Source organism: Flavobacterium hibernum (assembly GCF_000832125.1).
In the GTDB taxonomy this organism is placed as follows: domain Bacteria; phylum Bacteroidota; class Bacteroidia; order Flavobacteriales; family Flavobacteriaceae; genus Flavobacterium; species Flavobacterium hibernum.
In genome coordinates this window covers 88,002-103,260 of the sequence record NZ_JPRK01000008.1, presented here as the reverse complement: position 1 = coordinate 103,260, position 15,259 = coordinate 88,002, and the positions used below count along the sequence as shown (strand labels likewise).

General features: G+C 34.0%; 7 protein-coding genes. 5 read left to right on the top strand and 2 right to left on the bottom strand.

The genetic code is table 11. The annotated features are described in order from the left end of the window. Positions 1-132: 132 nt before the first annotated feature. The 4 genes from rpoB (at position 133) to IW18_RS09550 (ending at position 10,015) form a co-directional block, all read left to right on the top strand. On the top strand, positions 133-3,945 hold the full coding sequence (gene rpoB / locus IW18_RS09565) for a DNA-directed RNA polymerase subunit beta (RefSeq protein WP_041517375.1): 3,813 nt from the start codon (positions 133-135) through the stop codon (positions 3,943-3,945). 293 nt (positions 3,946-4,238) lie between these two features. Continuing rightward, positions 4,239-8,549 carry a DNA-directed RNA polymerase subunit beta' gene (gene rpoC, locus IW18_RS09560; RefSeq protein WP_041517374.1) on the top strand — a complete coding sequence of 1,437 codons (4,311 nt, stop codon included), beginning with the start codon at positions 4,239-4,241 and terminating at the stop codon, positions 8,547-8,549. 10 nt (positions 8,550-8,559) lie between these two features. Further along, positions 8,560-8,871 carry a DUF3467 domain-containing protein gene (locus IW18_RS09555; RefSeq protein WP_041517373.1) on the top strand — a complete coding sequence of 104 codons (312 nt, stop codon included), beginning with the start codon at positions 8,560-8,562 and terminating at the stop codon, positions 8,869-8,871. A 370-nt stretch (positions 8,872-9,241) separates the two neighbouring features. Next, positions 9,242-10,015: a hypothetical protein gene (locus IW18_RS09550; protein WP_041517372.1), complete on the top strand. Its 774-nt coding sequence runs from the start codon at positions 9,242-9,244 to the stop codon at positions 10,013-10,015. A 74-nt stretch (positions 10,016-10,089) separates the two neighbouring features. Here the strand turns inward: IW18_RS09550 and IW18_RS09545 are convergent, their stop codons facing one another. Further along, on the bottom strand, positions 10,090-11,682 hold the full coding sequence (locus tag IW18_RS09545; protein WP_041517371.1) for a peptide chain release factor 3: 1,593 nt from the start codon (positions 11,680-11,682) through the stop codon (positions 10,090-10,092). 159 nt (positions 11,683-11,841) lie between these two features. After that, entirely contained in the window at positions 11,842-13,281 is a 1,440-nt protein-coding gene (locus tag IW18_RS09540; RefSeq protein WP_041517370.1) for an alpha-amylase, read from the bottom strand. Between the two features lie 532 nt (positions 13,282-13,813). On the opposite strand from IW18_RS09540, the gene IW18_RS09535 reads away from it, so the two are divergent. After that, a complete protein-coding gene (locus IW18_RS09535) occupies positions 13,814-15,247 on the top strand; it encodes a peptidylprolyl isomerase (protein WP_041517369.1) in 1,434 nt (477 codons plus the stop codon). Positions 15,248-15,259 lie beyond the last annotated feature (12 nt).

Genomic DNA, 15,259 nt, shown 5'->3' with positions numbered 1-15,259 from the left:
ACGAAGAAAAAAATTAAACTGTCTTATACTGGTTTATTTTAAAGATGTATTGATTATAATAAGAAAGTATAGATTAAACAGTGTGTTTTACACAAAAAAATTACTTTTTTTTAATCAAAATTTTGTCCATTGATGATAACAAATCAGACTGAAAGATTGAATTTTGCCTCTACAAAAAATATCCCTGACTATCCAGATTTTCTAGATGTTCAGGTTAAATCTTTTAAAGATTTCTTTCAATTAGAAACGAAATCTGACGAAAGAGGCAACGAAGGGTTATACAACACCTTCATGGAAAACTTCCCAATTACAGATACAAGAAATAACTTTGTATTGGAATTCCTAGATTATTTTGTTGATCCACCACGTTATACAATTCAAGAATGTATAGAGAGAGGTCTTACTTATAGTGTGCCCTTAAAAGCAAGGTTAAAACTATACTGTACAGATCCAGAACACGAAGATTTTGAAACTATTGTACAAGACGTTTATCTTGGAACAATACCTTACATGACTCCAAGCGGTACTTTTGTTATCAATGGTGCTGAGCGTGTAGTAGTATCTCAACTACACCGTTCTCCTGGGGTTTTCTTTGGACAATCATTCCACGCAAATGGAACAAAACTTTATTCTGCCAGAGTAATTCCTTTTAAAGGTTCTTGGATAGAATTTTCTACAGATATCAACAGTGTAATGTACGCTTATATCGATAGAAAGAAAAAATTACCTGTAACAACTTTATTCCGTGCAATTGGATTCGAAAGAGATAAGGATATCCTTGAAATTTTCGACTTAGCAGAGGAAATTAAAGTTTCTAAAACTGGTATCAAGAAATATATTGGAAGAAGACTTGCTGCGCGTGTATTGAACACATGGCACGAGGATTTCGTTGATGAAGATACTGGTGAAGTAGTTTCTATCGAGCGTAACGAAATCATCCTTGATCGTGATACAATTATCGACAAAGATAATGTTGAAGAAATCATCGATTCTAACGTTAAATCTATTTTGTTACATAAAGAGGATAATAACCAAGCAGATTATGCTATTATCCACAATACATTACAAAAAGATCCAACAAACTCTGAAAAAGAAGCCGTTGAGCATATCTACAGACAATTGCGTAATGCAGAACCGCCTGATGAAGAAACTGCTCGTGGTATTATAGATAAATTGTTCTTCTCTGATCAACGTTATAACTTAGGTGAAGTTGGTCGTTATAGAATGAACAAAAAACTTGGTTTAGATATCCCTATGGAAAAGCAAGTGCTTACCAAAGAAGATATCATTACCATTGTAAAATATTTGATCGAATTGATCAACTCTAAAGCAGAGATTGATGATATTGATCACTTGTCAAACCGTCGTGTTAGAACAGTTGGAGAACAATTGTCTCAACAATTCGGTGTTGGTTTAGCTCGTATGGCTAGAACTATCCGTGAGAGAATGAACGTTAGAGATAACGAGGTGTTTACACCAATCGATTTGATTAATGCTAAAACATTATCATCGGTTATCAACTCTTTCTTTGGTACTAACCAGTTATCTCAATTTATGGATCAAACGAATCCATTAGCTGAGATTACGCACAAAAGAAGACTTTCTGCACTTGGACCTGGTGGACTTTCGAGAGAGAGAGCTGGTTTTGAGGTTCGTGACGTTCACTATACGCACTATGGTCGTTTATGTCCGATTGAAACTCCAGAGGGACCAAACATTGGTTTGATTTCATCTCTTGGTGTTTATGCAAAAGTTAACGGAATGGGTTTCATCGAAACTCCATACCGTAAAGTAACTAATGGTGTAGTTGATTTAGAAAGCACTCCAATTTACTTAAGTGCTGAAGAAGAAGAAGGTAAAATGATTGCTCAGGCAAACATTGAAATGGATGAAACTGGTAAAATTACAGCTAGTAATGTTATTGCTCGTGAGGAAGGTGACTTCCCGGTTGTTGAGCCATCTGTAGTTCATTATACAGACGTTGCGCCTAACCAGATTGCTTCGATTTCTGCGTCATTGATTCCTTTCTTGGAGCATGATGATGCGAACCGTGCGTTGATGGGATCAAACATGATGCGTCAGGCGGTTCCTTTGATCCGTCCGGAAGCACCTATTGTTGGTACAGGTTTAGAACGTCAGGTAGCTTCAGATTCAAGAGTGTTAATCAATGCTGAAGGGCATGGAACTGTTGAATATGTTGATGCTAATATCATTACTATTAAATACGATCGTACAGAAGACGAGAGAATGGTTAGTTTTGATGCTGATGAGAAAACATACAACCTTATTAAATTTAGAAAAACCAATCAAGGTACAAGTATTAACTTGAAGCCAATCGTGAGAAAAGGTGATAGAGTTATTCCTGGACAAGTATTGTCTGAAGGATATGCTACTCAAAATGGAGAATTAGCTTTAGGTAGAAACTTAAAAGTTGCGTTCATGCCATGGAAAGGGTATAACTTTGAGGATGCGATTGTAATTTCTGAAAAAGTAGTTCGTGATGATATTTTTACTTCTATCCACGTTGATGATTATTCATTAGAGGTTAGAGATACTAAGTTAGGAAATGAAGAGTTAACAAACGATATTCCTAACGTTTCTGAAGAAGCTACTAAAGATTTAGATGAAAACGGTATGATCAGAATTGGAGCAGAGGTTAAACCTGGTGACATTTTGATCGGAAAAATTACACCAAAAGGAGAATCAGATCCTACTCCAGAGGAGAAATTGCTTCGTGCAATCTTCGGGGATAAAGCAGGTGATGTAAAAGATGCTTCATTAAAAGCTTCTCCATCTTTACACGGTGTAGTTCTTGATAAAAAATTATTTGCAAGAGCCGTAAAAGATAAACGTAAACGTACTCAGGATAAAGATGCTTTAGGCGCTTTAGAAATGGAATTCGAAACTAAATTTGTTGAATTAAAAGACAGATTGGTTGAAAAATTATTCTTGATCGTTAACGGAAAAACATCTCAAGGTGTAATGAATGATTTGGGTGAAGAAGTTTTACCAAAAGGTAAAAAATATACTCAAAAAATGCTTTATGCAGTAGAAGATTTTGCTCACTTAAGCAAAGGTCAATGGGTTGCTGATGATGCTACTAATAAAATGGTTAATGATTTGATTCATAACTATAAAATTAAGCTGAACGACTTACAAGGATCTTTAAGAAGAGAAAAATTCACTATTACAGTTGGAGATGAATTACCATCTGGAATCTTGAAATTAGCGAAAATTTATATCGCTAAAAAACGTAAGTTGAAAGTAGGGGATAAAATGGCAGGACGTCACGGTAACAAAGGTATTGTTGCAAGAATCGTTCGTCATGAAGATATGCCTTTCCTTGAAGACGGAACACCAGTAGATATCGTATTGAATCCACTTGGGGTACCTTCACGTATGAACATTGGTCAGATTTATGAAACTGTTCTTGGATGGGCTGGACAAAATTTAGGTAGAAAATTTGCTACTCCAATTTTTGATGGTGCTTCTTTAGATCAAATCAATGCTTTGACTGATGAAGCTGGAGTGCCACGTTTCGGACATACACACCTTTATGATGGTGGTACTGGAGAGCGTTTCCATCAAGCTGCAACTGTGGGTGTAATTTACATGCTTAAATTAGGACACATGGTTGATGATAAGATGCACGCACGTTCTATCGGTCCATACTCGTTGATTACTCAACAACCACTTGGAGGTAAAGCTCAATTTGGAGGTCAGCGTTTTGGAGAGATGGAGGTTTGGGCACTTGAGGCTTATGGAGCATCAAGTACTCTTCGTGAGATCTTAACAGTTAAATCGGATGACGTTATTGGTAGAGCTAAAACTTACGAGGCTATCGTTAAGGGAGAGTCTATGCCAGAACCAGGATTACCAGAATCATTCAATGTATTAATGCATGAATTGAAAGGTCTTGGACTTGACATTCGTTTAGAAGAATAATAAGTATTAGAAGTAATCAGTCCCGATTTTTATCGGGGCTGATTACTCATTTATAAAAGTTTTTAGGATTTATACCCGTAACCCGTTCCGATTTTTTATTTAAACCTGAAAAGTTTTATAATTAGCACTTCAATTTAGTTTGAAGTTTAGAGAAGTAATCCGAGGTAGTGTTTAGTCGAAAGTTTGAAAGTCCAAAGTCTAAAGTCATTCGTGACTTTAAAAACTTTATGACATTTGACTTTAGACTCAAATAAAATCAATTTTTAATTGCAGATAAATCAATAGTAAAAACTATGATGAATAATAGAAATAATAATAAAGATAAAAATCCTGTAAAAAGATTTAATAAAATCTCTATTGGATTGGCTTCACCAGAATCTATCTTGAAAGAATCAAGAGGAGAGGTTCTGAAACCTGAAACTATTAACTACAGAACTCACAAACCTGAGCGTGACGGACTTTTCTGTGAAAGAATCTTCGGACCTGTTAAGGATTTTGAGTGTGCTTGTGGTAAATATAAAAGAATTCGTTACAAAGGTATTATCTGTGACCGTTGTGGTGTTGAAGTTACTGAGAAAAAAGTACGTCGTGATAGAGTAGGACACATCAACCTTGTTGTGCCAATTGCTCACATTTGGTATTTCCGTTCTCTTCCAAACAAAATTGGTTATATCCTTGGTCTTCCATCTAAGAAATTAGATATGATCATTTACTACGAAAGATACGTAGTAATTCAAGCAGGTATTGCTAAGAATGCAGATGGAGAATCATTACAAAGATTAGATTTCTTAACTGAAGAGGAATATTTGAATATTTTAGATACTCTTCCGCAAGAAAATCAATATTTAGATGATATGGATCCTAATAAATTTGTTGCCAAAATGGGAGCAGAATGTATTATGGATTTATTAGCACGTATCGACTTAGATGAGTTGTCTTACCAATTGAGACACAGTGCTAATAACGAAACATCTAAACAACGTAAAACTGAAGCTTTAAAAAGATTACAAGTTGTTGAGTCTTTCCGTGAGTCTAACTTAAACCGTGAAAACCGTCCTGAGTGGATGATTATGAAAGTGGTTCCTGTTATTCCACCAGAATTACGTCCGCTTGTGCCACTTGATGGAGGTCGTTTTGCAACTTCAGATTTAAATGACTTATACCGTCGTGTAATCATCCGTAATAATCGTTTGAAAAGATTAATGGAGATTAAAGCTCCAGAAGTTATCTTAAGAAATGAAAAACGTATGTTACAAGAATCGGTAGATTCATTATTTGATAACACTCGTAAAGCTTCTGCTGTTAAAACAGAATCAAACAGACCATTAAAATCATTATCTGATTCCTTAAAAGGTAAGCAAGGACGTTTCCGTCAAAACTTACTTGGAAAACGTGTGGATTATTCTGCTCGTTCGGTAATTGTTGTTGGTCCTGAATTAAAATTATTCGAATGTGGATTGCCAAAAGATATGGCATCTGAATTATACAAACCTTTCGTTATCCGTAAATTGATTGAAAGAGGTATTGTTAAAACAGTAAAATCTGCTAAGAAAATCATAGACAAAAAAGAGCCTGTAGTTTGGGATATCCTTGAAAATGTAATTAAAGGACACCCTGTATTACTTAACCGTGCTCCTACGTTACACAGACTTGGTATTCAAGCTTTCCAACCAAAATTAATTGAAGGAAAAGCGATCCAATTGCACCCATTAGTATGTACGGCTTTCAACGCCGATTTTGATGGGGATCAGATGGCAGTTCACTTGCCATTAGGACCAGAGGCTATTTTAGAGGCACAATTATTAATGTTGGCTTCTCATAATATCCTGAATCCTGCAAATGGTGCTCCAATTACTGTACCTTCTCAGGATATGGTCTTGGGTCTATATTATATGACCAAAGAACGTATCTCGACACCAGAACACATAATTTTAGGTCAAGACTTAACTTTCTATTCTGCTGAAGAGGTAAATATTGCATTAAACGAAGGAAGATTAGAATTGAATGCTCGTGTAAGAATCAGAGCAAAAGATTTTAATGAAGCTGGAGAATTAGTGTTCAAAATTATTCAAACAACTGCAGGACGTGTATTATTTAATGAAGTAGTACCTGAAGCAGCTGGATATATCAATGATGTATTGACTAAGAAAAACCTTAGAGATATTATCGGACACATTTTAAGTGTGACTGATGTACCTACTACTGCTGCTTTCTTGGACAATATGAAAGATATGGGGTATAAATTTGCATTTAGAGGAGGTTTATCATTCTCTTTAGGTGATATTAGAATTCCAGAACAAAAAACAAAATTAATTGCAGACGCCAGAGAGCAAGTTGAAGGTATTTCTGTGAATTATAACATGGGTCTTATTACCAATAACGAACGTTACAACCAAGTTATTGACGTATGGACTTCAGCAAATGCACAGTTAACAGAATTAGCAATGAAAAATATTAGAGAAGACCAACAAGGTTTCAACTCTGTATATATGATGCTTGACTCTGGAGCGAGGGGTTCTAAGGAACAAATTCGTCAGTTAACTGGTATGCGTGGTTTGATGGCTAAGCCTAAAAAATCTACTGCTGGTGGTGGTGAGATTATTGAAAACCCGATTCTTTCTAACTTTAAGGAAGGTCTTTCGATCCTTGAGTACTTCATTTCTACTCACGGTGCTCGTAAAGGACTTGCGGATACGGCTCTTAAAACTGCCGATGCTGGATACTTGACAAGAAGGCTTCATGACGTATCACAAGATGTTATTGTAAACATCGAAGATTGTGGTACTTTAAGAGGTGTTGAAGTTTCTGCTTTGAAGAAAAATGAGGAAATTGTTGAATCTTTAGGAGAAAGAATTTTAGGACGTGTTGCTTTGCAAGATGTTATTAATCCTCTTACTAATGAAGTTCTGGTTCAATCTGGACAACAAATTACTGAAGCAATCATGAGAGTTATCGAAGCTTCTCCGATTGAAAAAGTAGAGGTTAGATCTCCATTAACTTGTGAGGCTTTAAAAGGTATTTGTGCTAAATGTTACGGTAGAAACTTAGCTACTGGTAAAATGACACAAAGAGGTGAAGCAGTAGGAGTTATTGCAGCTCAGTCTATTGGAGAGCCAGGTACACAGTTAACACTTCGTACGTTCCACGTTGGAGGGGTTGCTGGAGGTATCTCTGAAGAGTCTAGTATTGTTACAAGATTCAACGGTAGACTTGAGATTGAAGATTTAAAAACTGTAAAAGGTGAAGACAGTGAAGGTAATGCGGTTGATATCGTAGTATCACGTTCAACTGAATTAAAATTAGTTGATGAGAAAACTGGAATCGTTTTAAATACACACAATATTCCTTACGGATCTAGTATTTTCGTTAAGGATGGTGAAGTAGTTACTAAAGGATCTGTGATCTGTAAGTGGGATCCATATAATGGTGTAATTGTTTCTGAATTTACTGGTAAGATTGCTTACGAGGATTTAGAGCAAGGACAATCGTTCATGGTTGAAATCGATGAGCAAACAGGATTCCAGGAAAAAGTAATTTCTGAAGCTAGAAATAAAAAATTAATTCCAACTTTATTGGTTTACGGTAAAGAAGGTGAATTGATTCGTTCGTATAACTTACCAGTAGGAGCCCACCTTATGGTTGAGAACGGTGAGAAAATTAAAGCAGGTAAAGTATTAGTGAAAATTCCACGTCGTTCTTCTAAAGCAGGCGATATCACGGGAGGTTTACCAAGAATTACTGAGTTGCTTGAAGCTCGTAACCCTTCAAACCCAGCGGTTGTTTCTGAAATTGACGGTGTTGTTTCTTTTGGAAAAATCAAAAGAGGTAACCGTGAGATCGTTATCGAATCTAAATTTGGTGAGATTAAAAAGTATTTAGTTAAACTTTCAAGCCAAATCTTAGTACAAGAAAATGACTTCGTAAGAGCAGGAGTACCATTGTCTGATGGTGCAATTACACCAGACGACATCTTAAGAATTCAAGGTCCAGCTGCTGTTCAACAGTACTTGGTAAATGAAATTCAAGAGGTATACCGTTTACAAGGGGTAAAAATTAATGACAAGCACTTTGAGGTAGTTATTCGTCAAATGATGCGTAAAGTAAGAGTTCAAGATCCAGGTGATACATTATTCCTAGAAGATCAATTAATTCATACTAAAGATTTTATCGTTCAAAATGATAAATTATATGGTATGAAAGTAGTTGAAGACGCTGGGGATTCTGCTGTATTGAAACCAGGTCAGATTATTTCGCCTCGTGAATTGCGTGATGAAAACTCATTGTTGAAACGAAATGATAAAAATCTAGTTGTAGCTAGAGATGTAATTACTGCAACTGCAACGCCAGTTTTACAAGGTATTACAAGAGCTTCGCTACAAACTAAATCATTCATCTCTGCTGCTTCTTTCCAAGAAACAACAAAAGTACTTAACGAAGCTGCTGTAGCTGGTAAAGTAGATGATTTAGAAGGATTGAAAGAAAATGTAATTGTTGGACACAGAATTCCTGCGGGAACTGGTATGAGAGAATATGATAATACTATCGTAGGATCTAAAGACGATTACAATGAAATGATGGCTAATAAAGAAGAATATATTTATTAATTAGGAAACTATGAGTAATCCGAACCAACAACAAGAACAGATTAATATTGAGTTAGACGAAACTGTCGCAGAGGGAATTTATTCTAATCTTGCGATTATCAATCACTCATCATCAGAATTTGTTTTAGATTTTGTGAGTATTATGCCTGGTATTCCTAAAGCCAAAGTAAAGTCAAGAATTGTCTTGACACCACAACATGCTAAAAGATTATTAAAAGCAATTGGAGAAAATATTCATCGATTTGAAAGCGCTCATGGCGAAATCAAAGAAACTGAACAAGCACCAATACCGCTTAATTTTGGTCCGGCAGGACAAGCATAAATTTTTAAAGCCCCATTTTTTAAATGGGGCTTTTTATTTCAAAGAAATTGAAAAATGTATTTCAACTGATTTAATGTAGTTTTCATCGGCTATTTTTTTTGTTTTAGTATTATTTTTTTAAATTCGGTTTCCCTATAAAAAAGGATCATTTTTTTGGAATATAATAACTCATTAAGGTTGGATTAATTCAAATTAAAAAAAAGCGCTAATTGTAAAATTGGCGCTTTTTTTATTGATTTCTAAACCTTTTCCAGAAGAAGTTAAATTTCGAAAAAAAAATATTTTTATTCTCTTTCCAACCTTTTCCTAATAAACGTACTCTATATATTTAACAGTCATTTTTGATAAAATGTAATTTAAAAAATACAGTATGAAAAAGAAATTCACTTTAGAAATAATAAATCCTTGCTCTGAAAATTTTGATAAAATGATTCCTAGTACTAATGGTTCATTTTGTAATTCTTGTGCAAAGAATGTAATAGATTTGAGTAGAAAAACAAATTCTGAAGTAGCTAAATTCATTTCAGAAAATAAAGATCAAAATATTTGTGCGCGATTAAAAGTGACACAATTAGAAGAAGAGTTTGAGTGCAGAGAAACTTCTAAACTTAATAATTTTAAATACGCAGCCGTAGCAGCATCAATTTTATTAGCATCAAATGCTATTGGGCAAGAAAAAACACCGGTTCAAACTGAGATTAATAGTGCAGATCCAAATATGCTGATTATGGGTAAAGTGGCTTATAATGGGACTGATTCTGCGGAAATACTTGTTGTTGTAAAAGGAAAATTATTGGAGACTAAAACAAATAAACCATTTACAGATAAGAAATACTCAAATTTAGTACTTATGATTAATGGTTCACAAAGTCCATTAAAAATAGATTCAAAAACGGGTAAGTTTTCTATTCCTGTGCAAGTTTTGAAGAGTAGTAAAACTCTTGTGATTACAATCACGAGTGATGATTATTATTTTTCAAAAGAGATACCTTTTTCTATAAACTCTGTTAAGAATAATACATTAGAACAAAACATAATTATTGACGAAGATGAGCTTTCGAAATTGAGCACTATGATTTTAGGTGGATTAGGAGTTAATTATTCGCATGAAAAGGAATTAAAAAAGACAAAAAGAAACATTTAGATTTTTGTAGAGATAAAAAAGACTTTCTAAAATTTAGAAAGTCTTTTTTATGCTTTTGTCTTTTTCAAGTAGATTTAATCAAACTCTGAAGTAAAGAATAACTTCACACTTGGATATTTACTTTGTGTCATTTGAATTGTAAAATCAGAATCGGCTAAAAATACCAATTGACCATACTTATCGTGTGCTAAGAATTTCTGCTTAATACGTTTAAATTCTTTAAACTCATTATTTTTAGCATCATCAGGTTTTACCCAACATGCCTTATGTACAGGGAAGTTTTCGTAAGTACATTTTGCACCATATTCATGTTCCAAACGATATTGAATTACCTCATATTGAAGTGCTCCAACAGTTCCAATAACTTTACGGTTATTCATTTCAAGAGTAAATAACTGTGCAACACCTTCGTCCATTAGCTGATCAATACCTTTATCAAGCTGTTTAGCTTTCATAGGATCAGCATTGTTAATGTATCTAAAGTGTTCTGGAGAGAAACTTGGGATTCCTTTAAAGCTCATGATTTCTCCTTCAGTCAAAGTATCACCAATTTTAAAGTTTCCGGTATCGTGTAAACCTACAATATCACCAGGGTACGAAATATCTACGATTTCTTTTTTCTCTGCGAAAAAAGCATTTGGACTCGAGAATTTTAAATTTTTCTTCTGACGAACGTGGTAGTAAGGTTTGTTTCTTTCAAAAGTTCCCGAAACGATTTTTATAAAGGCTAAACGGTCTCTGTGTTTTGGATCCATATTAGCATGGATTTTAAATACAAAACCAGTCATTTTTTCCTCTGCCGGATCAACCAAACGAGTTTCAGAATCTTTTGGTCTTGGAGACGGAGCGATTTGAACGAAGCAATCTAGCAATTCGCGAACCCCAAAATTGTTCAAAGCCGAACCAAAAAATACAGGTTGAAGCTTTCCATCTAAATAATCCTGACGGTCAAATTTTGGATAAACTTCATCAATTAGTTCTAATTCCTCACGAAGTTTTTCAGCTGCTTTTTCACCTACAATTTTATCTAGTTCCGGATTGTTCTGAACATCAGAGAAAGCAATTGTTTCTTCGATATTTTTTCTGCTGTCTCCACTAAAAAGATTGATGTTTTGTTCCCATAGATTATAAATTCCCTGAAAATCGTAACCCATTCCAATCGGGAAACTCAAAGGAGTAACGGTTAAACCTAGTTTTTGTTCCACTTCATCCATTAAGTCAAAAGCATCTTTTCCTTCACGGTCTAACTTATTGATGAAAACAATCATCGGGATATTTCTCATTCTACAAACTGCAACCAATTTTTCAGTTTGTTCCTCAACCCCTTTTGCAACGTCAATTACAACAATAACGCTATCAACAGCAGTTAAAGTTCTAAAGGTATCTTCGGCAAAATCCTTGTGTCCGGGAGTATCAAGGATGTTGATTTTTTTATCTTGATAATTAAAAGCAAGTACAGATGTCGAAACCGAAATACCTCTTTGGCGTTCGATTTCCATAAAGTCACTCGTTGCTCCTTTTTTTATTTTATTGTTTTTTACAGCTCCAGCTTCCTGAATTGCACCTCCAAATAACAATAACTTCTCAGTTAAAGTTGTTTTACCGGCATCAGGATGCGATATAATTCCAAATGTTCTTCTGCGTTGTATTTCTTTTAAAAAGCTCATATTTCGTATAAATAGGTTGCAAAAGTACTATTAATTACGGCTTAATAAAAATATTCACTTCTTAAATTAAGTGCTGAGCCTTTTTTAAAAACCTCAGTTTTTTATAAAAAAATAAGGCTGTTTTTTAAAACAGCCTTAAATTGATATTCAAAAAGAGAATTATTGATTAATTGACCAAACTGAATATCCTTTTGGAGGACATTGTATTTTTACCCATTTATCCGCCTGAGTTGTTGGATACCAAGTGGAGTTTCCTGTAAAATCTTTAATCTGGGTATTTGCCCAATTCGTCTGAATCCATCTTTCTTGCCAAGTATCAGAGTTGTTAATGTAAACTACTAATCCTGGATTTCCGTTGTATCCATTTCTTCTTGCCAAGTATTCGTCATTATCTGAATATAAAATTGACGTAGTACCTGTCGCTTTGTTATTATGAATCCAGATTAGATTATTCAATTTGCTTTTATCCAACCATTCTTCATAATCTCTATAGAAAATTGTTGGATATCCTTCATGCGTTAAAATATAAGAATAGGCTAATAGTTTACTGTAGATTTCGTCAGTATCATGATTGGTCACAAAAGTTACCGCTTTATACGGATTTCTTTTCCACATCATATCATCATTTAAAAGAGCAAGATTATTTCCGTCAAAAGCATCATTCATTTTATAATAACATGCAAAATCAAATACAGAACTATTGGCATTGTTTGCCCAATCATTTAATACATTTACATTCGAATCCCATAGTTCTCCCACAGAAAAACCACCAACATTTGCGTTCCAAGAGTTTACAACCCAAGCACCAAAACCTTTAACATAGTCAAACCTCCAACCATCGAATTTCATCGTGTTTTTATAATATTTACCCACACCATCTGCCCTCAACCATAACCAGTTTTGCACATTTGGCGCAGCATGACATAAATCCGGAAACCCTCCAAAAGATCCTTCGTCATTGTTTCCGTAACTGTTTTTGTAAAAATCATTATAGTTACGAGGAAATTTACCCGAAGCAACTCCTGTAAAATTAGTCCAAGTATTAGTGCCAGTAAATGGATTCGCTTCAGATTGTCCGCCGCTATTGTGATTGATAACAATATCAGCATAAACCTTCATATTCTCAGTATGTGCTTTTGTGATTAGGTTTACCAATTCGGTTTTAGATCCAAAACGGGTCTCTATAGATCCATTCTGATTGTAATCTCCAAAATCAAAATAATCGGTTGGATCATATCCCATAGAGAAAGCACCATTTTGGGCTTTCGAAGCTGGTGGTAACCAAATAGAGCCAATTCCGGCATTTGACCAGTCCGTTACTTTTGTACTCACCGTATTCCACCAATTTCCACCGGCAGGAACATCCCAATAAAAAGCCTGCATCATAACGCCACCGCCTGGATTATCTACATATTTTCCTGTTGATGACGATTTAGAAAGTCCGGTACTAAAAGGTTTTCCGTCGTGTGTAACGTTAATAATTTGAAACTGGTGACTTTCAGCTTTTGCATCTACCTCATTTGGTTCGTTTTGCGAGCAAGCAGCAAAGATTGCCGTAATTGCTGCAAAAAAGTAAATCTTTGCATTAGGTTTTTTCATAATAGATTGGGTTAAGGTTAATAAATTTATAATTACATATTTACGGGTCGGTTAAAAAGTGAAATTCTCAATTTTAGCTCTGTAAATTATTAATTATGCATCTAAAGTATGTATTTTTTGATTTGATTAAAATTATCAGAAAATATTTATATTACGAAAACGTTGTAGTGTTGAGAACTTTTTTTTATTATAAAGTAAACTAGGGACTTAGATTTTTTTGTGAGAGTTTCTAAAGAGCTGTTTTTAAGTTTTTAAAAGAGGTAGATTTTCATTGTTTGGAAGTATTTAGTTCCTCAAATCAAGATTCCTTTTATAAGATTAAAGAGCTATCCATATAATTTTTTGTTAATAGTATAGTCGATAGTTGTATTATGTAATTGAATTGTTATTTTTGTTCGTTATAAGTTAAAAAGAACTAGATCTTAATTATTTAGTGTTTTCAGTATTGTTGATTGAAAATGCATTTAAAAGGGTTTTGGTTTAAAACGAAATTCTAAAGCAAGATCCTTACATTCAAATTAAATTTAAAATAATGTTATTAAAAAAATTACCGCTAAAAACAATTGATTTCAAGTTAGTGTTGACGATGTGTTTTTTATTTTTTTTCAGCTCAATTATTACGGCTCAGGAAGTCATTAAAGATTCAGTAGCTAAGAAACCGGTTGTAGCTGCGCCATCAGGGCAGAAATTAAAAATTGACGGTATTATTGCAAATGTTGGAGATTATATTGTTTTAGATTCTGATATTGACAAAGGATATTTAGAGATTTCTAGTCAAGGTGGTTCTATTAAAGATATTACAAGATGCCAAATGCTTGGAAAACTTTTAGAAGATAAACTTTATGCGCATCAGGCAATTCAAGATAGTATTGTAGTTAGTGATGCCGAAGTTAAAGGTATGATGGATGAACGATTGAATTATATGCTTCAACAAGTAGGAGATATTAATAAAGTTGTGGCTTATTACAAAAAGAATTCAGTAGAAGAGTTTAAAACTTATTTTGCTGATATCTTAAAAGAGCAAAAATTAGCTCAGGAAATGACCAAGAAAATCGTTGATGCTGTAGAGATAACACCAGAAGAAGTTCGTAATTTCTTTAAAAAGATACCAAAAGATGAATTGCCAACTTTTGGAGCAGAAATGGAAGTTGCACAAATTGTGGTAGAACCTAAAGTTTCTAAAGAAGACGAACAAAAGGTAATTGACAGATTAAATGCGATTAGAAAAGATGTTTTAGAAGGATCTAGTTTTGCAACAAAAGCAGTTTTATATTCACAAGATCCAGGATCTTCACCAAACGGAGGTTTTTATAAAATGACGAGAAAAACTCCTTTCGTAAAAGAGTTTAAAGATGTTGCTTTTAGTTTAGGTGAAGGAGAAATTTCAGAACCTTTTAAAACTAATTTTGGATACCATATTATTATGGTAGACAAAATAAAAGGACAAGAAGTTGAATTGCGTCATATTTTGATTGCACCAACAGTTTCTGAAAATGCACTAAAAGATGCTAAAGAAAGAATTACAAATATTAGAAATAAGATTGTAAACAAGGAAATTTCTTTTGCAGATGCAGCAAGAACTGAGTCTGATGAAAAAGAAACAAGAGCAAACGGAGGAACATTAGTAAACCCAAATACTCAAGACACACGTTTTGAATTGACAAAAATGGATCCTACTTTGTATAGCCAGGTTTCTAATCTAAAAGATGACGAGGTTTCGCAGCCTATTTTAAACACAGATGATAAAGGTAAAAAGACTTACAAGCTAATAACGGTTACCAATAGAATTGATCAGCACGTGGCAGATTATGCTAAAGATTATACTAAAATTAAAGAATTAGCATTGAAAGAAAAACAAATCACAACAATTTCAAAGTGGTTTGATACTAAAATAAAAGATACTTACATTAAAATTGTTGGAGAGTACAGAGATTGTAATTTTGTATACAATTGGTTGAAAAAATAATTTTTATTAAAT

Excerpts from the sequence above, each read along its gene's own strand:
- rpoB (WP_041517375.1), top strand. The coding sequence starts at position 133 with ATGATAACAAATCAGACTGAAAGATTGAATTTTGCCTCTACAAAAAAT.
- rpoC (WP_041517374.1), top strand. The coding sequence starts at position 4,239 with ATGATGAATAATAGAAATAATAATAAAGATAAAAATCCTGTAAAAAGA.
- IW18_RS09555 (WP_041517373.1), top strand. The coding sequence starts at position 8,560 with ATGAGTAATCCGAACCAACAACAAGAACAGATTAATATTGAGTTAGAC.
- IW18_RS09550 (WP_041517372.1), top strand. The coding sequence starts at position 9,242 with ATGAAAAAGAAATTCACTTTAGAAATAATAAATCCTTGCTCTGAAAAT.
- IW18_RS09545 (WP_041517371.1), bottom strand. The coding sequence starts at position 11,682 with ATGAGCTTTTTAAAAGAAATACAACGCAGAAGAACATTTGGAATTATA.
- IW18_RS09540 (WP_041517370.1), bottom strand. The coding sequence starts at position 13,281 with ATGAAAAAACCTAATGCAAAGATTTACTTTTTTGCAGCAATTACGGCA.
- IW18_RS09535 (WP_041517369.1), top strand. The coding sequence starts at position 13,814 with ATGTTATTAAAAAAATTACCGCTAAAAACAATTGATTTCAAGTTAGTG.